The following is a 24,790-nucleotide window of genomic DNA, read 5'->3' as shown; positions in this document are numbered from 1 at the left end:
CTGAAAACCCGTCAGTAACCCCCACTGTGCCCCCAACCGGCCGTTTCTGTCCGGTGCGGGGGCGCGCGCGGCGCGTGCCGTTCGATCCGGCGGGGTCAATTCGCGCATTGACGCACATCGCAACCGGCCACCGCCGTACGGTGGAACAGTCGGCACAGATCTTTGCGGAGCCGTGGGAGAGAGGGCCTGGGCCATGGACCGTGGCAGTGAGAGGGACGCACCTCCCGGCCGCGGAGCCGGGGCCGGGGCGGGGGAGACCACCGCTGCCGGACGTGTCCCGCTGGCCGTGGTCGTGGTGGACCGCGACGGCCTCGTGTCCCACTGGAGCCGGGGCGCGCGACGGTTGTTCGGCGTCACCAAGGAGGAGGCGATCGGCCAGGCCGCCGCCGATCTGCTGCCGGTCTCCGGAGCCCTGCCCGACGAGGAAGACACCGTGCCCTACGGGGCGTACGACGCCTACGACGGGCTCGGACCCGACCTGGAGTCCTCCCTCGACGGCAGACTCTTCTACCCGGCCGCGGGCCGCGCCCGTCTCACGGCCGTCGGGGACGAGCGGCTCGACGTGCTGTGGTGGGCCTACCCCCTGGTCGGCCCCGGACCCGAGCGGCTGCTGGTGCTGGCCGCCGACGCGGACGCCCTGCGGGGCGACGACCCCGACGACGGGATCGCCGTCGAACGCATCGCCCCCGCCTTCGCGCTGCACACCGACTTCCCCGGCGCCGAGGAACTGGCCCGCCGGCTCCCCGAGATCCTGCCCAGCATGAGCGTCGAGGAAGGCGCCCGGATCGTCGGCCAGATACTGGAACTGGGCTACCCCGTCCTGGAGTTCAGCCACAACGACCGGGTGCCCGTCACCCCCGACTGGGGCGTCCCGCGGCGCGCCGAGCGCAAGGCACGCCGGGAGCGGGCCGCGCGCGCCGTGGCCGCCGGACTGCCGCTGCCGCAGGACATCGCGGAGGAGGACGGCGAGGACCTCGAGTACGCCGCCGTGCGCGAGCGCCTGGAGTTCCTCAACGAGGTCAGCGGCCGCATCGGCACCTCACTCGACCTGTCCCGCACCATCATCGAGGTCAGCCGGGCCGTCGTACCCCGCTTCACCGACGTCGCCGGGACCTACCTGCGCGAACAGGTCGTCGCCGGCGAGGGGTTCCCCGAGGGCGTGCCGGACACCACCACCATGTGGCACCGGGTCGCCCTGGAACACACCGACGAACCCGGCCGCTGGGACGACGTCGTGCCGGTCGGCGAGGCCATGCCGTTCCCCGCGCACACGCCCTTCTTCCAGTGCATGACCACCGGCGAACCCGTCCTCGTGCCACGCATCAGCGAGGAGATGGGCCACGCCATCGCCGCGCAGTTCGAGAAGCGCGACATCCGGCCCCTGATCACCCACCGCTCGATGCTGGTCGTCCCGCTCAAGGCCCGCAATGTGGTCCTCGGCTTCATGATCCTGCTGCGCCACCCGGAACGCGTCGAGTTCAACGACATGGACCGGGTCACCGGCGCCGAACTCGCCGCCCGCGCGGGCCTCGTGCTGGACAACGCGCGCATGTACACCTACCAGGAGAGCGTCGCCGAGACCCTCCAGGACAGCATGCTGCCGCACATCCCGCCGCGCATGGCGGGCTGCGACATCGCCACCCGTTATCTGCCGGGCACCCTGCTCGGACGTGTCGGCGGCGACTGGTTCGACTCGGTGAAGCTGCCGGGCGCCCGCACCGCCCTCGTGGTCGGTGACGTGATGGGACACGGGCTCAACTCGGCGGCGATGATGGGCCAGTTGCGGACGGCCGTGCAGACCATGGCCGCCATGGACCTGCCGCCCGCCCAGTTGCTGCGCAACCTCGACGACCTCGCCCAGCGCCTCGGCGACAACTACCTCGCGACCTGCCTGTACGTCGTCTACGACCCGATCGCGGGCGAGGTGCACATCGCCAACGCGGGCCACATCCCGCCGGTGATCGTGCACGCCGAGGACGGCCGCAGCGAGCTGCTCGATCTCCCCACGGGCGCGCCCATCGGCGTCGGCGGCGTGCCCTTCGAGGCGGTACGCGTGCGGGTGCGGCCCGGCGACCGGCTCGTGATGTGCACCGACGGGCTGGTGGAGGTGCGCGGCGAGGACATCGGCGTCGGACTGGCCACGCTGTGCGAGTCAGCCGCCCATCCGGCCGCGTCGATGGACGACGCCTGCGACACCATCATCCGCGCCCTCAACACCCGTGGCGGGCGCAAGGACGACGTCGCTCTCCTGATGGCCCGCCTCAACGGCATCGAGCCGGACGACGTGGCCGAGTGGCGGCTCGCCCTCGACCCGATCGAGGTCGGCCGGGCCCGGGCCGCGGTCCGGGAGCAGCTGCACGAGTGGGGGCTCGGGCGGCTCGTCCGGCCCACCGAACTCCTGGTGAGCGAGCTCGTCACCAACGCCGTGCGGCACTCCCACAGCCGCCCCATCGAGCTGCGGCTGGTGCGGGGCGAGACACTGCTGTGCGAGGTGGACGACGACGACCACGAACTGCCCACGCTGCTGAGCGCAGGCCCCACGGACGAGTTCGGGCGCGGTCTGCGCATCGTCAGCACCCTGGCGCGGGAGTGGGGCACGAGCCGGACGAGCGCCGGCAAGACCGTCTGGTTCGAACTGACGCTGCCGCGACGGTGACGCCCTCCCGGAGCGCGCGGGGCGCGCGGGGGCGTACCCGGCTCGTACGCGGAGTGAAGGAATGCGCTCCGCGCTTGTAGCCGTCACCAGGGCGCGATAGACCTTACTGGCCCGTCACTTGCGGCGGGCCGGCTACGCATCCTGGGGAGTTGGGCATGAGCGTGACGAGTCGGTACCGGGAGGCCTGGGAGGGCTTCTGGCGGGAGGCCCCCGAGGAACAGGGGGCGGTGTTCTGGGACGCGGAGCCCGCGCTCACGGCCGGTCTCCACCTCGCCCTCTTCGAGCCCCAGCTGACCGACCCCGGCCTGCCCCTGGTCGACCTGGGCTGCGGCAACGGCACCCAGACCCGCTACCTCGCCGACCGCTTCCCGCGCGTCCTCGGCGTCGACCTGTCGGAGGCGGCCGTCGAGCACGCCCGGCACGCCGACCCCGCGGGTCAGGCCGGTTACCGGGTGCTCGACGCCGCAACGAAGGGCGAGGCGGAGTCGCTGCACGCGGAGATCGGCGACGCCAACGTCTATGTGCGGGGCGTGCTGCACCAGTGCGAGCCGGACGACCGGCAGCCCTTCGTGGACGGTCTCGCGGCCCTCCTCGGCGAGCGCGGCCGGGCCTTCCTCGTCGAGCTCTCCGAGGCCGCCAAGCCGGTCCTGATGGGCCTGGCCCAGAACCCTTCGGGGCCGCCGCCCAAACTGGCGCCGATCTTCCGGCACGGCATCGCGCCCGGCGAGGTCTCCGACGCCGCGGTCCCCGGGTATCTGCGGGCCGCCGGTCTCAGTGTCCTCGCGAGCGGCGAACTGCCGCTCACCACCACCGAGTACACCGCCGACGGCGCACGCATCGAACTTCCGTCGAAGTGGCAGGTGGTGGGGCGTACGGCCTGAGGTGTGACCTTCACTGGTCTGGGCCGGTGAGAGTTTTCCACAGGCCTGCCGGGAACTGCCGGAAACGCGTAGCGTGAGGCGGCATGAAGATCCTCATCAGCGCCGACATGGAGGGCGCCACCGGCGTGACCTGGCCGGCCGACGTGCTGCCCGGCACCCCGCAGTGGGAGCGGTGCCGGGCCATGTTCACCTCCGACGTGAACGCCGCAGTGCTGGGCTTCTTCGACGGGGGAGCCGACGAGGTGCTGATCAACGAGGCGCACTGGACCATGCGCAACCTCCTCCTGGAGCGCCTCGACGACCGCGCCGAGATGCTCACCGGGCGGCACAAGTCGCTGTCCATGGTGGAGGGCGTGCAGCACGGCGACGTGGACGGCATCGCCTTCGTCGGCTATCACGCCGGTGCCGGGATGGAGGGCGTGCTGGCCCACACCTACCTGGCCAACTCCATCACCGGGGTGTGGGTGAACGACGAACGGGCCAGCGAAGGCCTCCTCAACGCGCGCGTGGTCGCCGAGTACGGGGTACCCGTCGTCCTCGTCACCGGCGACGACGTGGCCTGCGAGGATGCGCTCGGGTACGCGCCGGAGGCGCTGAAGGTAGCGGTCAAGGACCATGTGTCGCGGTACGCGGCGGTGTGCCGGACGCCGACGAGGACCGCGGCGGACATCCGCGCGGCGGCCAAGGAGGCGGCGGCGCTGGCGGTGCGGCACGAACCGGTCGACGCGGGCCCGTTCACGATCGCGCTGGAGTTCGACGCCGAGCATCTCGCCCTGGCCGCGACCGTCGTGCCGGGCGTGCAGCAGATCGGCGAACGGAAGGTGGCCTACACCAGCGCCACCATGTACGAGGGAATCCGCGCCTTCAAGGCGGTCACCACGATCGTCTCGGCCGCGGTGGAGGAGCAGTATGGCTGACGGGCAGGCGCTGGACGAGGTCGTGACGTTCACCTCCGACCTCATCCGCATCGACACCACCAACCGGGGCGGCGGCGACTGCCGGGAACGCCCCGCCGCCGAGTACGCGGCCGAGCAGCTGGCCGGGGCGGGCCTGGAACCGGTGCTGCTGGAGCGCACCAAGGGCCGTACGAACGTCGTCGCGCGCATCGAGGGCACCGACCCGTCCGCGGACGCGCTGCTCGTGCACGGTCATCTGGACGTGGTGCCCGCCGAGGCCCGGGACTGGAGCGTGCACCCGTTCTCCGGGGAGATCCGCGACGGCGTCGTGTGGGGCCGGGGCGCGGTCGACATGAAGAACATGGACGCGATGATCCTCGCCGTGGTGCGGAACTGGGCGCGGGAGGGCGTCCGGCCCCGCCGGGACGTCGTCGTCGCGTTCACCGCCGACGAGGAGGCCAGCGCCGAGGACGGCTCAGGGTTCCTCGCCGACCAGCACCCGGGGCTGTTCGAGGGATGCACCGAGGGCGTCAGCGAGTCCGGGGCGTTCACGTTCCACGACGGCGCCGGGCGGCAGCTCTACCCCATCGCCGCCGGCGAGCGGGGTACCGGCTGGCTGAAGCTCACCGCGCGCGGCCGGGCCGGACACGGCTCGAAGGTGAACAAGGAGAACGCGGTCACCCGCCTGGCCGCCGCGATCACCCGCATCGGCGAGCACGAGTGGCCGCTGCGGCTCACCCCGACCGTCCGGGCCGCCCTCACCGAACTCGCCGCCCTCTACGGCATCGAGCCGGACCTGACCGACATCGACGCCCTGCTGGAGAAGCTGGGCCCGGCCGCCGGGCTCGTCGAGGCGACCGTGCGCAACAGCGCCAACCCGACGATGCTGGAAGCCGGTTACAAGGTCAATGTGGTCCCGGGGGAGGCGGTGGCGTACGTCGACGGACGGTATCTCCCGGGCGGTGAGGAAGAGTTCCGCACCACCCTCGACCTGCTGACCGGACCCGATGTGGAGTGGGAGTTCCACCACCGTGAGGTAGCGCTCCAGGCGCCGGTGGACTCACCGACGTACGCGAAGATGCGGGCTGCCGTCGAGGAGTTCGCGCCGGAGGGACATGTGGTGCCGTACTGCATGTCCGGCGGCACGGACGCCAAGCAGTTCTCGCGGCTCGGCATCACCGGCTACGGATTCGCACCGCTGAAGCTCCCGGCCGACTTCGACTACCAGGCCCTCTTCCACGGCGTGGACGAGCGGGTCCCGGTCGAGGCGCTGCACTTCGGCGTCCGCGTCCTCGACCGTTTCCTGCGGAGCGCCTAGGCACATGGGGGACGAAGTGCAGACCTTGCCCTACGGTTCGTGGCCCTCGCCCATCGACGCGGCCCTCGCCGCCGCGCACGACGGGCACCCAGAGTGGGCGGGCTTCGTCGGCGACGAGGCATGGTGGACGGAACCCCGGCCCACCGAGGGCGGCCGGCGGACCCTGGTGCGGCGGCGCGCGGACGGCAGCGAGGAATCGGTGCTGCCCGCGCCGTGGAACGTGCGCAGCCGGGTCATCGAGTACGGCGGGCAGCCCTGGGCCGGCGCCATGGTTCGCGACGGCCGGCCGCTCGTCGTGTTCGTGAACTTCGCCGACCAGCGCCTGTACCGGTACGAGCCCGGCGGCGACCCGCGCCCCCTCACCCCCGTCTCTCCGGTGGGCGGTGGCCTGCGCTGGGCGGACCCGGTGCTCCGGCTCGACCTGGGTGAAGTGTGGTGCGTCCTGGAGGAGTTCACCGGCGACGGGCCCACCGACGTCCGCCGTGTCCTCGCCGCGGTGCCGCTGGACGGCTCGGCCGCCCAGGACCGGGACGCCGTACGCGAACTGACGGACGCCCGGCACCGGTTCGTCACCGGGCCGCGCATCTCGCCCGACGGCCGGCATGTCGCCTGGCTCGGCTGGGACCACCCGCGGATGCCGTGGGACGGCACGGAGCTGGTCCTCGCCCCCGTGGCCGACGACGGCACCCTGCGGGAACCGCGCACGGTCGCGGGAGGCCCCGAGGAGTCGATCGCCCAGGTCGACTGGGCCCACGACGGCGCCCTGCTGTACGCGAGCGATCGCACCGGCTGGTGGAACATCTACCGCGACGGCGAGCCGGTCTGCCCGCGGGCGGAGGAGTTCGGCGGGCCGCTGTGGAAGCTGGGCCAGCGCTGGTTCGCACCGCTGGAGAGCGGTCTGATCGCCGTCGTGCACGGCCGGGGCGCCACCGCGCTCGGCATCCTGGACCCGGAGACCGGGGAGGTCGTCGACGCGGCGGGCCCCTGGACGGAGTTCGCGGCCACCCTCGCCGTGCACGGCGAGCGAGTGGTCGCCGTCGGGGCCAGCCCGCGCAGCGCCTACGAGGTGGTGGAGCTCGACACCCTCCCCCACGCTCGAACGGACTCGCGCGGGGGCGCCCCCATCGGCCGGGCGCGAGTGATCGGCGCCTGCCACGACGACGCCGTGGACCCCGCGTACTACCCCGAGCCGCAGATCCGCACCTTCACCGGGCCCGCCGGACGGGAGATCCACGCCCACGTCTACCCGCCCCACCATCCCGGTTGCGTCGCGCCGGGCGACGAGCTGCCGCCCTACGTCATGTGGGCGCACGGCGGCCCGACGAGCCGGGCGCCCCTCGTCCTCGACCTGGCCATCGCCTACTTCACCTCCCGGGGCATCGGCGTCGCCGAGGTCAACTACGGCGGCTCGACCGGGCACGGCCGGGAGTACCGCAACCGGCTGCGCGAACAGTGGGGCGTGGTCGACGTCGAGGACTGCGCCGCGGTGGCCCTGGCCCTCGCCGACGAGGGCACCGCCGACCGGGACCGGCTGGCGATCCGCGGCGGCAGCGCCGGCGGCTGGACCACGGCCGCCTCGCTGACCGCGACCGACGTCTACGCCTGCGGCACGATCATCTACCCCATCCTCGACCTGGCCGGGTGGGGCGAGGGGGAGACCCACGACTTCGAGTCGCAGTACCTGGAGACACTCGTCGGCCCCCTCGCCGAGGTGCCCGCACGCTACGCGGAGCGGTCGCCCACCGAGCACGCCGACCAGGTCACGGCGCCCTTCCTGCTGCTCCAGGGCCTGGACGACGTGATCTGCCCGCCCGTCCAGTGCGAGCGGTTCCTGGCCCGGATGCAAGGGCGCCGGGTGCCGCACGCGTACATCGCCTTCGAGGGGGAGGGGCACGGCTTCCGGCGGGCGGAGACCATGATCAGGGCCCTGGAGGCCGAACTCTCCCTCTACGCACAGGTCTTCGTCCTCAATCCGCCCGGCGTCCCGACCCTGGAGCTCAGCAAGTGAAAGAACTGGTCCGACCGTCCAGACTCGCCCCCGGCGCCCGGGTGGCCGTCGTCGCCCCCAGCGGCCCCGTGCCCGAGGAGCGGTTGCAGGCCGGGCTCGACGTGCTGCGGGGCTGGGACCTCGACCCGGTGGTGGCCCCCCATGTGCTGGACCGGCACGGCGAGTTCGACTACCTCGCGGGCACCGACGCGCACCGGGCCGCCGACCTCCAGGCCGCCTGGTGCGATCCCTCCGTGGACGCGGTGCTGTGCGCCCGCGGCGGCTACGGCGTGCAGCGGATGGTCGACCTGCTCGACTGGGACGCCCTGCGGGCGGCCGGGCCGAAGGTCTTCGTCGGCTTCAGCGACATCACCGCCCTGCACGAGGCGTTCGCGAACCGGCTGGGTCTCGTCACGCTGCACGGACCGATGGCCGCTGGGATCGACTTCATCAAGGACGCGCGGGCGCAGGACCACTTGAGGGCCACCCTCTTCGCACCGGAGACCGTCCGCACGATCGCCTCCGGCACGACGCTCGTCCCCGGCCGCGCGCGGGGCGTCACTCTCGGCGGCTGCCTGTGCCTGCTCGCCGCCGACCTGGGCACCCCGCACGCCCGGCGCTCCGCGCGCGGCGGGCTGCTGTGTCTGGAGGACGTGGGGGAGGAGACGTACCGACTCGACCGCTACCTCACCCAACTGCTGCGCTCCGGATGGCTCGACGGGGTGCGGGGGGTGCTGCTCGGGTCGTGGGAGCAGTGCGGACCGTACGAAAAGGTGCGCGCCCTGTTGCTCGACCGGCTCGGTGGTCTGGGGGTGCCCGTCGTGGAGGGGTTCGGGTTCGGGCACTGCGACGGGGCGTTGACGATCCCGTTCGGCGTGGCGGCCGAACTCGACGCCGGCCCGTGCACGTTGACGCTCGTGGAGCCCGCTCTCCGCTGAATTTCCGTCAAGAAACATCCGTCACGGTGATTGACCTCGCCTGACACGTGTCACACCATGACTACCGGCCGGTACCTACCGGTCGGTAGGTCGGGTTGTCCTCAGCGTGGAGGTCTCGTGTCCCGTCGTGTGCTCGGCTACAGCGTTCCACTGGCTCTGCTGCTCGGTGCCACCCTCGCCACACCCACACCAGCCCCCGCGACCGGCCAATACACCGTCACCCCGCTGAAGTTCACCGTCCGGGCCGACGGTCGCGCGTGCACGATCGACGCCGACCTGTACCGGCCCGCCGGTGTCGACCGCGCGCCCGCCGTGCTCGCCACCAACGGCTTCGGCGGCAGCAAGTCCGACGGCTCCACGGACGCCATCGGCAAGGCCTTCGCCGCACGCGGCTATGTCTCGCTCGTCTACTCCGGACTCGGCTTCGGCAACTCCGGCTGTCTGATCTCGCTCGACGACCCGGACATCGACGGCACGGCCGCCTCCCGGCTCATCGACTTCCTCGCCGGGGAGCGGGCCGCCGACGACGGCACCAAGGCCGACTTCGTCACCCTCGACGGCAAGGGCGACCCGCGCGTCGGCATGATCGGCGGTTCCTACGGCGGCGCCGTCCAGCTGGCCACGGCCGCCGTGGACCACCGCGTGGACGCGCTCGTGCCGATGATCACCTGGAACGACCTGGCGTACTCCCTGGACCCGAACAACGCCGCACGCGACGTGCCCGGCGCCTTCAAATGGCAGTGGACCAACGGCTTCTACCTCATCGGCGAGAGCCAGCCCCTGACGACGCCGAACCTCGACCCGTCCCGCATCAACTCCCTCGGCTGTCTGCACTTCGTCACCGACGCCTGCGACACCGTCCGCACCCTCAACTCCGGCAGCTACCCCGCCGCCGACACCGCCGAGCTGCTCGCCTACGCCCGCAGCGTCTCCCCGGTCAGCTACCTGAGCCGGGTGAAGGCGCCCACGCTCCTGGTCCAGGGACAGGCCGACAGCCTCTTCAACCTCAACGAGGCGACCGCGACGTACAAGACGCTCAAGGCGCAGGGCACGACCGCCAAGATGATCTGGCAGTCCTGGGGCCACAGCGGAGGCATGGCCGCCGGTGAACTGAACCTGAGCCAGGGCAACCTGGAGTCCAGCTACGTCGGCAAGCGCGTCCTCGCCTGGTTCGACCGCTACCTGCGCAAGCAGCGGACCACCGACACCGGCCCGGCGTTCGCCTACTACCGCGACTGGATCGCCGACCCGAACGGCACCTACGCCACCGCGGACAGCCTGCCCGTGCTCAGCCGGCGGCTGTACCTGTCCGGTGACGGCAAGCTCGTCGACAATCGCGCCAAGGTCACCCGCGGCAGCCGGACCTACAGCAACTGGCTCGTGCCCACGAGCCACTCCGAGAGCTCGCTGGCCGGGATCGTCGGACTGCCCGACCCCGCGCCCTACGACACCAAGGGCACCTACCTCGGCTGGACCAGCGAGCCGCTCGCCCGCACCACCGACGTCGTGGGCGCGCCGAAGGCCACGCTCAAGGTCGTCTCGCCCAAGGCCGAGCGCACCCAGCACTCCGGGAACGCCGCCGACCGGCTCGTGCTGTTCGCCAAGCTGTACGACGTCGCGCCCGACGGCACCCGGACACTGGTGCACCGGCTGGTCGCGCCGGTCCGGGTGCCCGACGTGACCCGGAGCTTCACCGTCACGCTGCCGGGGATCGTGCACCGGTACGAGCAGGGGCACCGGCTGCGCTTCGTGGTCGCGGCGAGCGACGACGCGTACTTCGGCAACCGGGGGATCAAGCCGGTGACCGTGGTGAGCGCGCCCGGGGACACCGGGGTGCTGGAGCTGCCGGTCGCCGGCGGCTGAGTCACCCGGTGGGCCGCGCCCGGATCGCGGGCCAGGCGCTTCGGACCCACCCTGGTCGCATGAGCCCGAAGCCCTCCGCGAGCGGCGGCACCGCAGGCGGCAAGAACAACGCGGTGACGCCCGCGAGGATCGTCGTCCTGCTGCTCGCCGCCCTCGCCCTCGTCTTCATCTTCGAGAACACCGGCGAGACCAAGATCAGACTGCTGATCCCCGAGGTGACCATGCCGCTGTGGACGGCGCTGCTGGCCACGGGCGTCATCGGTGCCCTGTGCGGGGCGTATTTCATGAAGCGCAGAAGCTAGCCCGACGTAGGGTGGCGGGATGCCGCACACCGCATCCCGCTATCTCGCCGAGGGCCCCCGCGTGGGCATACGCCACATCACCTACGAGGACGGTCCGGAGTTCACCGCCCGGGCCCGGGAGAGCAAAGAGCTGCATCAGCCATGGCTCTTTCCGCCGGACAGCGCCAACGGCTTCGCCGCGTTCGCGGAGCGGCTGATCGAGGACCCGACCAAGGTCGGGTTCCTGGTGTGCGAGAAGGACAGCGGGGCCGTCGCCGGGTACATCAACATCAACAACATCGTCGAGGGTGCCTTCCTCAGCGGAGCGCTCGGCTACGGCGCCTTCACCCATGCCGCCGGGCGGGGGCTGATGCGGGAGGGGCTCGGGCTCGTCGTGCGCTACGCCTTCGGCGGGATGCGGCTGCACCGGCTGGAGATCAACGTGCAGCCCGGCAACGCCGCCTCGATCGGCCTCGCCCGCTCCTGCGGGTTCCGCCTGGAGGGCTTCTCGCCGGACATGCTCTACATCGACGGAGCCTGGCGGGACCACGAGCGGTGGGCGATCACCGCCGAGATGATCCGGAAGGCGAAGTGACGGCGCCGATGCGGACCCGTGTGGTGCTGGACGCCCCCTCCAACCTCGGACTGCGCCCGCCCGCGCCCGGCACCGTCCCCGGCTGCTACAAGCTGGCCGGGGCGCTGCGTGAGCAGCGGATCGTGCAGCGCCTGGGTGCCCTGGAGGGCGGTGTGGTCGTGCCGCCGCGCTACGACCGGGGTGACTGGCAGGAGGGCGACGGCGTCTTCAACGCGGCCGCCCTCGCCTCCTACACCGTGAAACTCGCCGACCGCGTCGAGCGGCATGTGCGCGCCGGGGAGTTCCCGGTCGTGCTCGGCGGTGACTGCTCGATCCAGCTCGGCGCCTCCCTCGCGCTGCGCCGCCTGGGCCGCTACGGACTGGTCGCCGTGGACGCCTCAGCCGACTTCCGGCACCCCGGCAACTCGAACCGGATCGGGGCGGCCGGAGGCGAGGAGGTGGCTCTCGGCACCGGGCGCGGCCAGGACGACCTGACGAACCTGGAAGGACTCAAGCCCTATCTGCGGGACGAGGACGTACGGCTCTTCGGCAACCGGGACGCGTTCGAGGACGACCGTGCTGAACTCGCGGCCCTGAAGATCCCGGTCGTCACCGTCGGCGACATCCGGGAGTGGGGCGCGGAGCCGCTGGCGCGGGCCACTGCCGAGGCCTTCGCGATCCCCGAACTGGACGGTTTCTGGGTCCACTTGGACGCCGACGTCCTCGACCCGTCCGTGATGCCGGCCGTGGACAGCCCCGACGCGGACGGCCTGCTCCCGGACGAACTCGTCGCCCTGCTCCGGCCGTTGCTCGCGTCCCCGCACTGTGTCGGCCTCAACGTCACCATCTACGACCCCGACCTCGACCCGGACGGCACGGCGGGCGCTCTCCTCGCGGACATCGTCGTGTCCGCCTTTGCCCAATCCTGACCGGTAGCGCCCCTGTTCAGCTCCCCGGCGAGCGGCTTCCATGGTGATCGTGACGACGATCCGACGTGACGTACTGACGCTGCCCGCCGCGGAGTTGGGACCCGACAACCCCCTGCCCCCGCTCAGGCCGCTCGACGAACCGCACCGCGTCGAGGACCGGGACGGCCTGCCGCGTGAGATGGCCCGGCAGATCGGGTACGAGCCACTGCGCAGCCTGCTGCCCGTTCACGTGCGGGACGGCTACGAGCGGGTGCGCGAACCCCGCGCCCTCGACACGCTCGTCATCGAGAACGACCGGCTGCGGGCCACCGTGCTGCCGGGCCTCGGTGGCCGGATCGCCTCCCTCCTCCACAAGCCGACCGGCCGCGAACTGCTCTACCGCAACCCGGTGTTCCAGCCCGCCCACTTCGCCCTCAACGGCGCCTGGTTCTCCGGCGGCATCGAATGGAACATCGGCGCCACCGGCCACACCACCCTCGCCTGCGCACCCCTGCACGCCGCCCGCGTCACCGCCCCCGACGGCGGGGAGATGCTGCGCCTGTGGGAGTGGGAACGGCTGCGTGACCTGCCCTTCCAGGTCGACCTGTGGCTCCCGGAGGACTCCGACTTCCTGTACGTCGGCGTCCGCGTCCGCAACCCGCACGAGAAACCGGTGCCGACGTACTGGTGGTCCAACATCGCGGTGCCGGAGGAGCGCCGGGTGCTGGCGCCCGCGGACGAGGCCTACCACTTCGGGTACGAGCGACGGCTGCGCAGGGTGCCGGTCCCGTCGTACGCGGACGTACGGCAACTGCCGCACGCGGCCGACTACTTCTACGACCTTCCCGCGGGCCGGCGCCGCTGGATCGCCGCCCTCGACGAGGACGGACACGGGCTGGTGCAGACCTCCACCGACGTGCTGCGCGGGCGCAAGCTGTTCGTGTGGGGCGCGGGGCGGGGCGGGCGGCGCTGGCAGGAGTGGCTGACCGAACCCGGCACCGGCGGCTACTGCGAGATCCAAGCAGGGCTCGCCCGCACGCAGTTGGAGCATGTGCGGCTGGACGCGGAGAGCGAGGTCGCGTGGCTGGAGGCGTACGGGCCGCTGAGCTGCGCACCCGAGGCCGGCGAGGTGGAGGCGCGGCTCGAAGCCGTACTGCCGCGCGCCGACGTCGATGCCGCGTACGCCGCCTGGAGGCCGTACGCCGACAGCGAGCCCGGCGAGACCCTCGCCACCGGCTCCGGCTGGGGTGCGCTCGAAGTGCTGCGCGCCGACTGGAAGATGCCCGGCACCCCCTTCGACGAGAGCACCCTCGGCGAGGAGCAGGAGCCGTGGCTGCACCTGCTCCGGGTCGGCTCGCTGCCCGAGCCGCGCCGGGTGCGGCCACCGGGCGGGACGCTCGTCGCCCCGCACTGGCGGGACATGCTGGAGACCGCGCCCGCCACTCCGCTCACCGAGTACCACCTCGGCGTCGCCCAGTGGCATGCGGGGGATCGCGCACAGGCGGTGCGCAGTTGGGAGCGGGCTTTGGAACTCGCGCCGTCCGTCTGGCCGTTGCTGCGCTGTCTCGCGGTCGCCGACCGGCAGATCGACAACCACGAGCGGGCCGCCGACCGGTACGCGGAGGCCTTCGACGATCTGTGCCGGGAGCGGCGCGACGCGGGGGAGTTGTGGACCGCGGCCACCGCCGCGCTGGGGCGTGAGGCGATCGAGGCACTGCTCGCGGTGCGGCGTACGGGCCAGGCGCGGACGGTGTGGGAACGGCTGCACCCCGCGACCCGGGCACGGGGACGCTTCCGGTTCATCGAGGCCGGACTGCTGCTGGCCGAGGGGCGGCGCGACGCGGCGCGGGCCGTGTTCGAGGAGCACTTCGAGGTCGCCGACCTCCGGGAGGGGGCGGAGGCCGTCGGGCGGCTGTGGGAACGGGTCAGCGACGAACCCCTGCCCGAGCGCTACGACTTCCGGATGCGCTGACTACACCCGCCGGTCCACGTACTCGTACACCGCCCCGTCCGGATGCACCGCGATCAGATTGCGGCCCGCCGGGGTCCCCACCGGCCCGGCGATCACCCGTGCGCCCAGCTCGGTCAGGACCCGGTTGGCTTCGTCGACGTCCTTGACCGCGATCGTGGCCGCGACCTTGCGCAGGATCTCCAACTCCGCCTCGGGGCCGCTCATCAGCAGGAAGCAGCCGACGGCGGCGACCTGGACGCCGCCGCGCTCGAAGCGGAGCGCCGGACCGCCCGCCAGCCGTTCGTAGAAGGGGACCGCGGTCTCCAGGTCGTCGACGCAGACGCGCAGCGTGGCTCCCAGAATGTCCATACGGACGAGCCTAGTCGGGGCGGCCGGGGCGGGGAGATCGTTTCACCTGATCTCCCCGCCCCGGCCGCTCACGGGGCGGGGATCAGCCCATGGCCTTGCGGACGACGTCCCGGGTGCGGTCGATCACGGCCGCGACCGGGCCCACCGCCACGTTCTTCAGGGCGGTGTCGGTGCCCGGGTGCGGGCGGGTCGGTGCGAGGGCCTCCGCGGCCTGCACGGCACGGGCCAGGTTCTCCAGCCTGCCGCGGTCGGCGACGCGGTCGAAGTGCGCGAACTCGTAGCGCTCCTCGTTGTCGGCGTGCGTCAGCACGTCCTGCCTGAGGGCCGCGAACAGATCGAGGAACTCGGCGGAGTCGGGATCCATGTCGTCCAGGCGCGCCAGCACCTGCTTGGCCTTCTCCTCCTCCTCGATGCGGTCCTTGACGACGAGTTCACCGCCGTCGATGTTCTTGCGGGCGAAGGGATGGACGACCTCTTCCTCTGCGGTCTCGTGCACCGCGAGGAGGCGGACGAGATCATGGAAGGCATGCTTCCGCTCGTCGCCCTTGCTGGCCGCCACCTCGTCGAGCAGTTCTCGGATCCGCGTGTGCTGCGCCTTCAGCAGCTCCACGACGTCGGTGCGTGCGGTCATCCTCTTCTCTTCTCTCCTATGGGGGCTTGCGAGCGGGGCGGGTACCCGGCGCCCCGGGCCCTACGCGGCGGTAATCGGCCGTGACGGACCGCGTTATGCGTACGGGTGTACGGGTACTCGGCGGGCATGGACCGCTTGGATCATCTGGAGCACCTGGACAAGCATCTCGTCGACGAGCTGGCGCAGGTGGCGCGCGAGACCGTGCGCGAGGAACTGCGCGAACAGACTCGCAAGCAGCGCCGCACGGCCATGCTCTACGCCGCGTCCGGCGCCGTGGCCCTGTACGCGGGCGCGGCCCTGGCCCTCACGGTGGGCCTGGCCCTGGCCCTGGGCCTGCCCGACTGGGCGGCCGCGCTGATCACCGCGGCGATCCTCGGCGTCGTCGCGTTCGTGCTGCGCAACGCGGCCCGGCCGGCCGCCTCCCGGCCCACCCCCGAGCGGGAGGCGGAACTCGCCACGGGCCGCGACCGCGTGCTGGGCGGCACGGCCCCCGGCACGCCGCCGAGCGGGCTGGGCATGCCGTATCCGCCGATGCCGCCGGTCGCGCCCGGTGGCGCGGGCGGCGCGACCGGGGCGCCCGGCGCGGGCACGCCGGCGAGCGGGACACCCGGCAGCGGTGCGGCGCCGCGCCCCGACGACATCGACCCCGAGCAGCCGCACCACCGGGCGTGATGCGCGGTGGGCCGGCCTTGGAGTGGCCTCGCCCGGCACGGCAGGGCCGTCGTGGTGACCGGGGCCAGCGGCGGCGTGGGACGGGCCACGGCCCGGGCCTTCGCCGCCCGGGGCGACCGGGTCGCCCTGCTGGCCCGGGGCCGCGAGGGTCTCGCCGCGGCGGCGGACGAGGTGCAGCGCGCCGGGGGTGAGGCGCTCGTCGTCCCCGTGGACATGTCCGACGCCAAGGCGGTCGACGACGCGGCGCAGAAGGTCGCGGACTCGTTCGGCGGCGTGGACGTCTGGGTCAACAACGCCTTCGCCGGGGTCTTCGGACCGTTCACGGAGATCACCCCGGACGAGTTCCGGCGGGTCACCGAAGTGACGTACCTGGGCTATGTGTTCGGCACCCGGGCCGCGCTGCGGCACATGCTGCCGCGCGACCGGGGGACCGTGGTCCAGGTCGGTTCGGCGCTCGCCTACCGCGGGATTCCGTTGCAGTCCGCGTACTGCGGGGCCAAGCACGCCATCCAGGGGTTCAACGAGTCGCTGCGCTGCGAGCTGTTGCACGCCGGCAGCGGCGTCCGCACCACGATGGTGCAACTGCCCGCCGTCAACACCCCGCAGTTCGACTGGGTGTTGACCCGGATGCCGGGACGGGCCCGTCCGGTGGCGCCGGTGTACCAGCCGGAGGTGGCGGCACGGGCGATCGTGCACGCCGCGTCCCACGGCCGGCGGCGGGAGTACTGGGTCGGCGGCTCGACCGTGGCGACGCTGCTCGCCAACGCGGTGGCGCCGGGGCTGCTCGACCGGTACCTGGCGCGGAACGCGTTCTCCGCCCAGCAGGACGGTGCGACGGGCGGCGGGACCGGAAACCTGTGGAGCCCGGCGGACGGGCCTCATGGCCGGGACTACGGAGCTCACGGGCGCTTCGACGAGGAGTCGCTGCCGGCGAGTTCGCAGGAATGGTTCTCGCGCAACCGCGGGCGGGCAGGAGCCGCGCTCGCGGTGGGAGCGGGGGTCCTGACCGCCCGTGCGGTGTGGCGTCGGGGTTAGCCGAGGAGTGACTCGCTGGGCGAGGGGTCGGTGGTGTCGGATTCCGTCGTGCAGTCGACGGTGGCGGCGTCCGAATCGCCGTCGCTGTTCAGCGCGGTGACGGAGAAGGTGTAGGTGGTCTCCGGTTCGAGGCCTTCCGCGGTGTAGTCGGTCTCCGGTCCCTGGGCGACCGGTTCGCCGTCCAGTGTCACGGCGAATTCATCCGTGTCCTCGGCCGCATTCCAGGTCACGGTGCAGGAGGTCGGTGTCGCGTCCGCGACCAGGCCGGTGGGCGGTTCCGGAAGCCGGGGCGTTTTCGACGGCCCGTCCGACGGATCGCTCTTGTCCGGATGGCCGTTCGGCGAATTCTGCGGGCCCCGGTTCGGCTCTTCCTCATGGCGTCCCGGTGTCTGATCCGCCACGGCAGGCCGTTGTTCCCCGTCGTCCGCCGCGACCTCTTGAATCCCCACCCACGCGGCCGTGATCACTCCCGTGGCGGCGATCAGTGCCGCCACGACCTGTGCCACCGCGGTCGGGAACCCGCGCGGTGGGCGCCTGTTGGTGTTTCCGTCGGACATTGTCCCCCCGAATTCGAATGGAGCTCCGGCGGAGCTCCTGGAATGGAATCCACAGGCTGCTCCCGGTCCCGGGGAGATCGCAATGCGCTTTACTTCCGGCGACGGATGTCGAACGCGGCGGAACGGCATTCTCGGGAACGCACGGCTCCGCAGCGGGAATGGCGTCAGTTCCTGTGCGCCGCTGACCGACTGCGTCCCCTTCTGAATGAGCAACTGGTGGCAAATCCGGCGCAATCCGGAAGATGGTCGGCACACCTGAATCAATGCACCCGCCAAACGGTCTGCCGCTCGCCGGAATGCGCCCCCGTCACAACCACCGCACCAGCCTGAGTTCTTGCACCGTCCCGCCGGGATTTCGTGACCGGCGGGTGACGCCCCCGCATCCGTCCCCGGACATCCATCACGCCACCCTGAACTCCAGGGCCTCCTCGGCGCGCAGCGTCAGGCCGTGGCCGATTCCGGTGGTGGGACGGATCGTTCCGCCCGTCGGGTCCAGGGCGCCGTCGAAGAGCATGTCCTCGATGCGGACGTGGTCGTGGAACCACTCCATGTGGCGGAGATCGGGCAGGGAGGCGGCCGCCGCCGCGTGGGCGTGCGGGGCGCAGTGGGTGGAGACCTCCAGGCCGTGGGCCCGGGCCAGGGCGGCGGCGCGGAGGAACTCCGTCAGGCCGCCGCAGCGGGTCGCGTCGATCTGGAGGCAGTCGACCGCCCCCGCGGCGATCATGCGGGCGAAATAGGGGAGGTCGTAGCCGTACTCGCCCGCCGTCACATCGCACGCCAGCGCGTCCCGTACCAGCCGCAGGCCGGTCAGGTCGTCCGACGACACCGGCTCCTCGAACCAGCTCACGCCGAGTTCGTCGAGCTCCCGGCCGACCCGGACCGCCTGTTTGCGGGCGTACGCGCCGTTCGCGTCGACGTACAACTCGGCCTGCGAGCCGATCACCTGGCGGGCGGAGCGGACGCGGGCGAGATCGCGGCGCACCGCGCGGCCCCCGCTCTCGCCGATCTTGATCTTCACGCGCGGGATCTGCTGCCCGTGCACCCAACCGCCCAGCTGCGCCGTCAGATGCGTGTCGTCGTACGTCGTGAAGCCGCCGCTGCCGTAGACCGGGACCCGTTCGCGGACGGTCCCCAGGAGCCGGGCCAGCGGCAGTTCCAGGAGCCGTGCCTTGAGGTCCCACAGGGCGATGTCCAGCGCCGAGATCGCGCACGCGGCGATGCCCGGGCGCCCCGCGTTGCGGACCGATCGGCACATCGCCTCGTGCGTCGCCGGGATGTCCAGCGCGCTGCGGCCCTCGACGAGCGGGGCGAGATGCTCGCCGAGGAAGGCGCCGACCGCCCGCGGACCGTACGTCCAGCCCGTGCCGGTCGCGTCGCCCGCCGTCACCTCCGTGATCACGATGGTCGTGGAGTCCCAGCTCAGGGTCCCGTCGGCCTCGGGTGCGTCGGTGGGCACCGTGTAGACCGACACCGCCGGCCGGTGCAGCTTCATCGTCAGTCCTGCTGGAGCTGGGGCAGCACCTTCGTACGGTAGAAGTCGAAGAAGCCGCGCTGGTCGGGGCCGATCTGGTTGACGTAGATCCGGTCGAAGCCCGCGTCCGCGAAGGCGGACAGGGCCGCCACGTGCTCGTCGGCGTCGTCGCCGCACACCGCCTTGTCCCGCACCATGTCCTCGGTGACCAGCGACTGCGCCTGCTCGAAGTGGCTCGGCGAGGGCAGCACCTGGGCCAGCTCACCGGGCAGGAACTGGTTGGCCCACAGCCGGTGCACGGTCCGTACCGCCTCCTCTCGGTCCGTGCCGTAGCAGACCTTCGTCCCGCCGCTCACGAGCTTCGCGCCCCCGCCGCCCTTGCGGAACTGCTCCACCATCGACGCCTCCGGCATCATCGTGATGTAGCCGTCGCCCACCCGGGCCGCGAGCGCGGTCGCCGCCGGGCCGAAGCCCGAGATGTCGATGGGCACGGGCTCGTCGGGGACGGTGTACAGGCGGGCGTTCTCCACCGTGTAGTGGGTGCCGTGGTGGCTGACCTCCTCGCCGGTGAACAGCCGGCGCATGATCTGGATGGATTCCTCCAGCATCTCCAGGCGGACGCTCGCCGGCGGCCACACATGGCCCAGGATGTGCTCGTTGAGGGCCTCGCCGCTGCCGACGCCGAGCCGGAAGCGGCCCTCGGTCATGACCGCCGTGGTCGCCGCGGCCTGGGCGATCACCGCGGGATGCGTGCGCACGGTCGGGCAGGTCACGGCCGTCTCCACCGGCAGCGACACCGCCTCCGAGAGCGCCCCGAGCACCGACCAGACGAACGGGCTCTGGCCCTGCGCGTCGTTCCACGGGTGGTAGTGGTCCGAGATCCACAGGGAGCGGAACCCGGCCTGCTCGGCCATGCGTGCCTGCTCGATCAGGTCCGCGGGGCCGAACTCCTCGCAGGACAGGAAGTAGCCGTACTCGGGCATGGGGGACCTCCTACGACAGCGGTGCGACGGCACGCTCCGGGTACCCGGCGGCGACGGCGGAAACCGGCCGACGTTTGACCACCCTGACCAGGGGGACGCGGAAGGCTCCCGAGGTACGCGACAGCCCCGGAGGCGCACCGTGAGTCGACCCCGCATCGTGATCGTCGGCGCCGGTTTCGCCGGGTACCGGACGGCCCGCACCCTGTCCAGGCTCACCCGGCACCAGGCCGAGATCACCCTGCTCAACCCGACCGACTACTTCCTGTATCTGCCCCTGCTGCCCCAGGTCGCCGCCGGAGTCCTGGAGCCACGCCGGGTCACCGTCTCCCTGTCGGGCACCCTGCCCCGGGTGCGGCTGGTGCTCGGCGAGGCCGACGGCATCGACCTGGACGGGCGGACCGTGCACTACACCGACCCCGAGGGCGGCGTCGGCACCCTGCCCTACGACCGGCTGGTCATCTCCGTCGGCAGTGTCAACAAACTCCTGCCGATCCCCGGTGTCGCCGAGCACGCCCACGGCTTCCGCGGTCTTCCCGAGGCGCTGTACCTGCGGGACCACGTCACCCGGCAGATGGAGCTCGCCGCCGCGGCCGACGACCCCAAGAGCTGCTCCGCCCGCTGCACGTTCGTGGTGGTCGGCGCCGGCTACACCGGTACCGAGGTCGCCGCGCACGGCCAGATCTACACCGACGCCCAGGTCCGCAAACAGCCGCTGCGCCAGGGCGTACGGCCGCGCTGGATGCTGCTGGACATCGCGCCCCGCGTCCTGCCGGAGATGGACGAACGGCTCTCCCGCACCGCCGACCGGGTGCTGCGGGAGCGGGGCGTCGACGTGCGCATGGGCACCTCCGTGAAGGAGGCCACGCACGACGGAGTACTGCTGAGCGACGGGGAGTTCGTCAGCACCCGCACGCTGGTGTGGTGCGTCGGCGTACGTCCCGACCCGCTCGTCGAGAGTGTCGGCCAACCCCTGGAGCGGGGGCGGCTGGTCGTCGACCCGTACCTCCAACTGCCCGGCCGGCCCGAGGTGTTCGCGTGCGGTGACGCGGCCGCGGTGCCGGACCTGGAGAAGCCCGGCTCCTTCACGCCGATGACCGCACAGCACGCCTGGCGGCACGGCCAGACCGCGGCCCGCAACGTCGCCGCCTCGCTCGGCATCGGTGTGCGGCGGCCCTACCGCCACCGGGGACTGGGTTTCGTCGTCGACCTCGGCGGCACCAAGGCCGCGGCCAACCCGCTGGGCGTGCCGCTGCCCGGCCCACTGGCGGGGCCCGTCGCCCGCGGCTACCACCTCGCCGCGATGCCCGGCAACCGCGTCCGGGTGGCCGCCGACTGGTTCCTGGACGCCGTACTCCCGCGTCAGGCCGTCCAGTTGGGCCTCGTGCGCTCCTGGTCGGTACCGCTGGACACGGCGTCACCGGAGCTGGCACGGGTGCCGGGGGCGCCGGAACGGCGAGAGAAGGAGACGGAGAAGGAGAAGGACGTGGTGGGTTCGGGGCCGGGAGCGGCGGTCGAGGCGGACACGGAGACCGATGCGGAGACCGACACGGAGACCGATGCGGAGGCAGACATGGGAGACACCTCGACGGCCTCGGAAGGCACCGGCGAACCCGCGGGGCACCAGCCGGTCGGCGAACCTGCCAGGAACCAGCCCGGCGGCGAGGCCGCGAAGAACCAGCCGGGTGGCGAGGCCGCGAAGAACCAGCCGGGTGGCGAGGCCGCGAAGAACCAACCCGGCGGTGAGCCCGCCAGGAACCAGCCCGGCGCCCGGCCGGCCGCCCCTGCCGAGCCCGCGCATCCCTCGGAACCTCCCGGCCCGGTCAAGCGCGCCGATGCCCCCGCCACCCCCGCCACTCCCGACACCCCCGCGACTCCCGCGGAAGGAGACTCATGAAGTCCGCCGAACTCGTCGACCTGGGACAGCAGTTGCGCGTCGACAGTGTGCGCGCCGCCGATGCCGCGGGGTCGGGGCATCCGACGTCGTCGATGTCCGCCGCCGACCTGATGGCCGTACTCCTCGCCCACCACTTCCGCTACGACTTCGACCGCCCCACCCACCCCGGCAACGACCGCTTCATCCTCTCCAAGGGACACGCGTCGCCGCTGCTGTACGCCGCCTACAAGGCCGTCGGTGCCATCGACGACGAGGAACTGCTCACCTTCCGGGAGCTGGGCAGCCGGCTGGAGGGGCACCCCACGCCCCGACGGCTGCCGTGGGTCGAGACCGCCACCGGGTCGCTCGGCCAGGGGCTGCCGGTCGGGGTCGGCATCGCGCTGGCCGGAAAGCGGCTGGAGCGGGCGGGCTACCGGGTGTGGGTGCTGTGCGGTGACAGCGAGCTCGCCGAGGGCTCGGTGTGGGAGGCCGCCGAACACGCCGGCCACGAGCACCTCGACAACCTGACCGTGATCGTCGACGTCAACCGGCTCGGCCAGCGTGGCCCCACCCGGCACGGTCACGACCTGGACGCCTACGCCCGCCGCTTCCAGGCCTTCGACTGGCACACCGTCGAGGTGGACGGCCACGACGTGGACGCCCTCGACCGCGCGTACGGCGAGGCCCTGTCCACCACCGGCCAGCCGACCGCGATCCTCGCCCGCACCCTCAAGGGCAAGGGCGTCGAGGCCGTCCAGGACCGCGAGGGCCTGCACGGCAAGCCGCTGCCCGACGCCGATGAGGCGATCGCCGAGCTCGGCGGGCCCCGCGACCTGCGCGTCCGGGTGCACGAACCGCCCGCCGCGCGCATGCTGCACGCCGTGCGCGCCGGACACCTCGACCTGCCCACCTGGGACCTCGGCGAGGAGGTCGCCACCCGCGACGCCTACGGCCACGCCCTGACCGCCCTCGGCACCGCGCGCGGCGACGTCGTCGCCCTCGACGGCGAGGTGGGGGACTCCACGCGCGCCGAGCTCTTCGCCAAGGAGCACCCGGAGCGCTACTTCGAGTGCTACATCGCCGAACAGCAGTTGGTCGCCGCCGCGGTGGGGCTCGCCGCGCGCGGCTTCGTGCCGTACGCGGCCACCTTCGCCGCCTTCCTCACCCGGGCCCACGACTTCATCCGCATGGCCTCCGTCAGCGGTGCCGGGATCAACCTCGTCGGCTCGCACGCGGGTGTCGCCATCGGACAGGACGGGCCCTCGCAGATGGGTCTGGAGGACCTGGCGATGATGCGGGCGGTGCACGGTTCGACCGTGCTCTACCCGTGCGACGCTGCGCAGACCGCGCAGCTCGTCGCGGCCATGGCCGGCCTGGACGGCATCCGCTATCTGCGCACCTCGCGCGGCAAGAGCCCGGTGATCTACGGCCCCGACGAGGAGTTCCCGGTCGGCGGCAGCAAGGTGCTGCGCTCGTCCGACCGCGACCGGCTCACCGTCGTCGCCGCGGGCGTCACCGTGCACGAGGCGCTGGCCGCCGCCGACACCCTGGCGCGGGACGGCATCCCGGTCCGGGTCGTCGACCTGTACTCCGTCAAGCCCGTCGACCGGCTCACCCTGCGCCGGGCCGCCGAGGAGACCGGCTGTCTGATGACCGTGGAGGACCACCACGAGGAGGGCGGCCTCGGTGACGCCGTCCTCGACGCGTTCCTCGACGGGCGGCCCGTGCCGCGCCTGGTGCGCCTCGGCGTGCGCACGATGCCCGGCTCGGCCTCCCCCGAGGAGCAGCTGCACACCGCGGGCATCGACGCCGCGGGCATCGCGGCGGCCGGAAAGCTGCTGGTGGAAGAGGCGATCGTGCGATGACCGGCGTCGTGCGGAAGGTGGCGGTCGGGCGATGACCGGCGTCGTGCGGAAGGTGGCGGTCGGGCGATGACGGACGTCGTGCGGAAGGTGGCGGTCGGGCGATGACGGACGACGTGCGGAAGGTGCGGGCCGGGCGCCGCACGGTCGAGGTGCACCGGCCAGGCAAGGTGCTCTTCCCCGGCACCGGACAGGCCAAGGAGTACACCAAGGGCGATCTCGCCGAGTACCACCGGGCCGTCGCCCCCTTCATGCTGCCCCATCTGCGCGGCCGTCCGCTGATGCTGGAGCGGCACCCGGACGGCGTCGACGGCCCCCGGTTCATGCAGAAGAACACCCCGGAGAACTATCCGGACTGGATCACCCGCGTCGAGGTGCCCAAGGAGGGCGGCACCGTCTGCCACACGGTGTGCGACGACTCCGCAACCCTCGTGTACCTCGCCGACCAGGCCTGCCTGACCCTGCACCGCTGGCTGTCGCGGGTCGGGCGCCTGGAGCGGCCGGACCGGATGGTGTTCGATCTCGATCCCTCCGGCGAGGGCGAGGACTTCGCGCCCGTGCACGCGGCGGCCGGGCTGCTGGGGGAGCTGCTGGACGAGCTGAAACTGCCGTCGGCGCTCATGACCACCGGTTCGCGCGGGCTGCACGTCGTGGTGCCGCTGACCGGGCAGGACGGCTTCGACGAGGTACGGGACTTCGCGAAGGACGTCGCCGACCTCCTCGTCGCCGGCCACCCCGACCGGCTCACCACCGCCGCCCGCAAGAAGGACCGCGGCGACCGCCTCTACCTGGACGTCCAGCGCAACGCCTACGCGCAGACCGCGGTCGTCCCCTACACCGTCCGGGCCCGGCCCGGCGCCCCCGTGGCCACCCCGCTGTCCTGGGACCAGCTGGACGATCCGGGTCTCGACGCCCGCCGTTGGACCATCGCCGACGCCGTCGACCAGGCCCGCACCAACCCGTGGGCCGGGGTGATGGGCAAGGGCCGCGCCCTGGGACCGGCCCGGCGCAGGCTGAACGCGATGCGCGGCTGACGCCCCCCGCGGCGCCTCGCCGACCTCCACGCACCTCAGAGGTTTGACCG

General features: G+C 72.5%; 21 protein-coding genes. 16 read left to right on the top strand and 5 right to left on the bottom strand.

Features of this window, described 5'->3' with window-relative positions:
- Positions 1–193: 193 nt before the first annotated feature.
- The 11 genes from DI272_RS09370 to DI272_RS09320 all read left to right on the top strand — a co-directional run bounded on the left by DI272_RS09370 (position 194) and on the right by DI272_RS09320 (position 14,274).
- On the top strand, positions 194–2,656 hold the full coding sequence (locus tag DI272_RS09370) for a SpoIIE family protein phosphatase (protein ID WP_109494904.1): 2,463 nt from the start codon (positions 194–196) through the stop codon (positions 2,654–2,656).
- A gap of 155 nt (positions 2,657–2,811) precedes the next feature.
- Positions 2,812–3,537, top strand: coding sequence for a class I SAM-dependent methyltransferase (locus DI272_RS09365; RefSeq protein WP_109494903.1), 726 nt, complete (start codon positions 2,812–2,814; stop codon positions 3,535–3,537).
- 83 nt (positions 3,538–3,620) lie between these two features.
- Positions 3,621–4,454, top strand: coding sequence for a M55 family metallopeptidase (locus DI272_RS09360; RefSeq protein WP_109494902.1), 834 nt, complete (start codon positions 3,621–3,623; stop codon positions 4,452–4,454).
- The gene (locus DI272_RS09355; RefSeq protein WP_109494901.1) at positions 4,447–5,751 is read left to right on the top strand and encodes a M20/M25/M40 family metallo-hydrolase; all 1,305 of its coding nucleotides are present in this window, start codon (positions 4,447–4,449) and stop codon (positions 5,749–5,751) included. The genes DI272_RS09360 and DI272_RS09355 overlap by 8 nt, the downstream gene beginning before the upstream one ends.
- A gap of 4 nt (positions 5,752–5,755) precedes the next feature.
- Positions 5,756–7,759 (top strand): prolyl oligopeptidase family serine peptidase, encoded by a 2,004-nt coding sequence (locus DI272_RS09350; RefSeq protein ID WP_109494900.1) that lies wholly within the window; start codon positions 5,756–5,758, stop codon positions 7,757–7,759.
- Positions 7,756–8,676 carry an LD-carboxypeptidase gene (locus DI272_RS09345; RefSeq protein WP_109494899.1) on the top strand — a complete coding sequence of 307 codons (921 nt, stop codon included), beginning with the start codon at positions 7,756–7,758 and terminating at the stop codon, positions 8,674–8,676. The genes DI272_RS09350 and DI272_RS09345 overlap by 4 nt, the downstream gene beginning before the upstream one ends.
- A 117-nt stretch (positions 8,677–8,793) precedes the next feature.
- Positions 8,794–10,539 (top strand): CocE/NonD family hydrolase, encoded by a 1,746-nt coding sequence (locus DI272_RS09340; protein ID WP_375138034.1) that lies wholly within the window; start codon positions 8,794–8,796, stop codon positions 10,537–10,539.
- 59 nt (positions 10,540–10,598) lie between these two features.
- Positions 10,599–10,841, top strand: coding sequence for a LapA family protein (locus tag DI272_RS09335; RefSeq protein WP_109494897.1), 243 nt, complete (start codon positions 10,599–10,601; stop codon positions 10,839–10,841).
- Positions 10,842–10,860: 19 nt separating this feature from the next.
- Positions 10,861–11,415 (top strand): GNAT family N-acetyltransferase, encoded by a 555-nt coding sequence (locus DI272_RS09330; RefSeq protein ID WP_109494896.1) that lies wholly within the window; start codon positions 10,861–10,863, stop codon positions 11,413–11,415.
- 8 nt (positions 11,416–11,423) lie between these two features.
- On the top strand, positions 11,424–12,323 hold the full coding sequence (locus tag DI272_RS09325; protein WP_109500752.1) for an arginase family protein: 900 nt from the start codon (positions 11,424–11,426) through the stop codon (positions 12,321–12,323).
- A gap of 40 nt (positions 12,324–12,363) precedes the next feature.
- Positions 12,364–14,274 (top strand): DUF5107 domain-containing protein, encoded by a 1,911-nt coding sequence (locus DI272_RS09320; RefSeq protein ID WP_109494895.1) that lies wholly within the window; start codon positions 12,364–12,366, stop codon positions 14,272–14,274.
- Here the strand turns inward: DI272_RS09320 and DI272_RS09315 are convergent, their stop codons facing one another.
- Both DI272_RS09315 and DI272_RS09310 read right to left on the bottom strand, forming a co-directional pair.
- Complete coding sequence (locus DI272_RS09315) at positions 14,275–14,622, bottom strand: VOC family protein (protein ID WP_109494894.1); 348 nt, start codon at positions 14,620–14,622, stop codon at positions 14,275–14,277.
- An 82-nt stretch (positions 14,623–14,704) separates the two neighbouring features.
- Entirely contained in the window at positions 14,705–15,253 is a 549-nt protein-coding gene (locus DI272_RS09310; RefSeq protein WP_109494893.1) for a hemerythrin domain-containing protein, read from the bottom strand.
- Positions 15,254–15,379: 126 nt separating this feature from the next.
- Between DI272_RS09310 and DI272_RS09305 the strand changes: the two genes are divergently transcribed.
- Positions 15,380–15,925, top strand: coding sequence for a phage holin family protein (locus tag DI272_RS09305; RefSeq protein ID WP_109500751.1), 546 nt, complete (start codon positions 15,380–15,382; stop codon positions 15,923–15,925).
- 6 nt (positions 15,926–15,931) lie between these two features.
- A complete protein-coding gene (locus tag DI272_RS09300) occupies positions 15,932–16,960 on the top strand; it encodes an SDR family oxidoreductase (RefSeq protein ID WP_109494892.1) in 1,029 nt (342 codons plus the stop codon).
- Here DI272_RS09300 and DI272_RS09295 read toward each other — a convergent pair.
- From DI272_RS09295 to DI272_RS09285, 3 genes are all read right to left on the bottom strand, one after another.
- A complete protein-coding gene (locus DI272_RS09295) occupies positions 16,957–17,466 on the bottom strand; it encodes a fibronectin type III domain-containing protein (RefSeq protein ID WP_181387130.1) in 510 nt (169 codons plus the stop codon). The two genes, DI272_RS09300 and DI272_RS09295, sit on opposite strands and share 4 nt — an antisense overlap.
- Before the next feature lie 451 nt (positions 17,467–17,917).
- Positions 17,918–19,009: an enolase C-terminal domain-like protein gene (locus DI272_RS09290; protein WP_109494890.1), complete on the bottom strand. Its 1,092-nt coding sequence runs from the start codon at positions 19,007–19,009 to the stop codon at positions 17,918–17,920.
- Between the two features lie 2 nt (positions 19,010–19,011).
- Complete coding sequence (locus tag DI272_RS09285) at positions 19,012–19,971, bottom strand: LLM class F420-dependent oxidoreductase (protein ID WP_109494889.1); 960 nt, start codon at positions 19,969–19,971, stop codon at positions 19,012–19,014.
- Positions 19,972–20,110: 139 nt separating this feature from the next.
- Between DI272_RS09285 and DI272_RS09280 the strand changes: the two genes are divergently transcribed.
- The 3 genes from DI272_RS09280 to ligD all read left to right on the top strand — a co-directional run bounded on the left by DI272_RS09280 (position 20,111) and on the right by ligD (position 24,740).
- On the top strand, positions 20,111–21,865 hold the full coding sequence (locus DI272_RS09280; RefSeq protein WP_109494888.1) for an FAD-dependent oxidoreductase: 1,755 nt from the start codon (positions 20,111–20,113) through the stop codon (positions 21,863–21,865).
- Positions 21,862–23,709 (top strand): transketolase, encoded by a 1,848-nt coding sequence (locus tag DI272_RS09275; protein WP_109494887.1) that lies wholly within the window; start codon positions 21,862–21,864, stop codon positions 23,707–23,709. The genes DI272_RS09280 and DI272_RS09275 overlap by 4 nt, the downstream gene beginning before the upstream one ends.
- Before the next feature lie 101 nt (positions 23,710–23,810).
- Positions 23,811–24,740: a non-homologous end-joining DNA ligase gene (ligD, locus tag DI272_RS09270; protein ID WP_109494886.1), complete on the top strand. Its 930-nt coding sequence runs from the start codon at positions 23,811–23,813 to the stop codon at positions 24,738–24,740.
- The last annotated feature ends 50 nt before the right edge of the window (positions 24,741–24,790 follow it).

This window comes from Streptomyces sp. Act143, assembly GCF_003143935.1.
Classification (GTDB): domain Bacteria; phylum Actinomycetota; class Actinomycetes; order Streptomycetales; family Streptomycetaceae; genus Streptomyces.
Note: the sequence above shows the minus strand (reverse complement) of the source record. Positions and strands in the feature narration are given on the sequence as shown.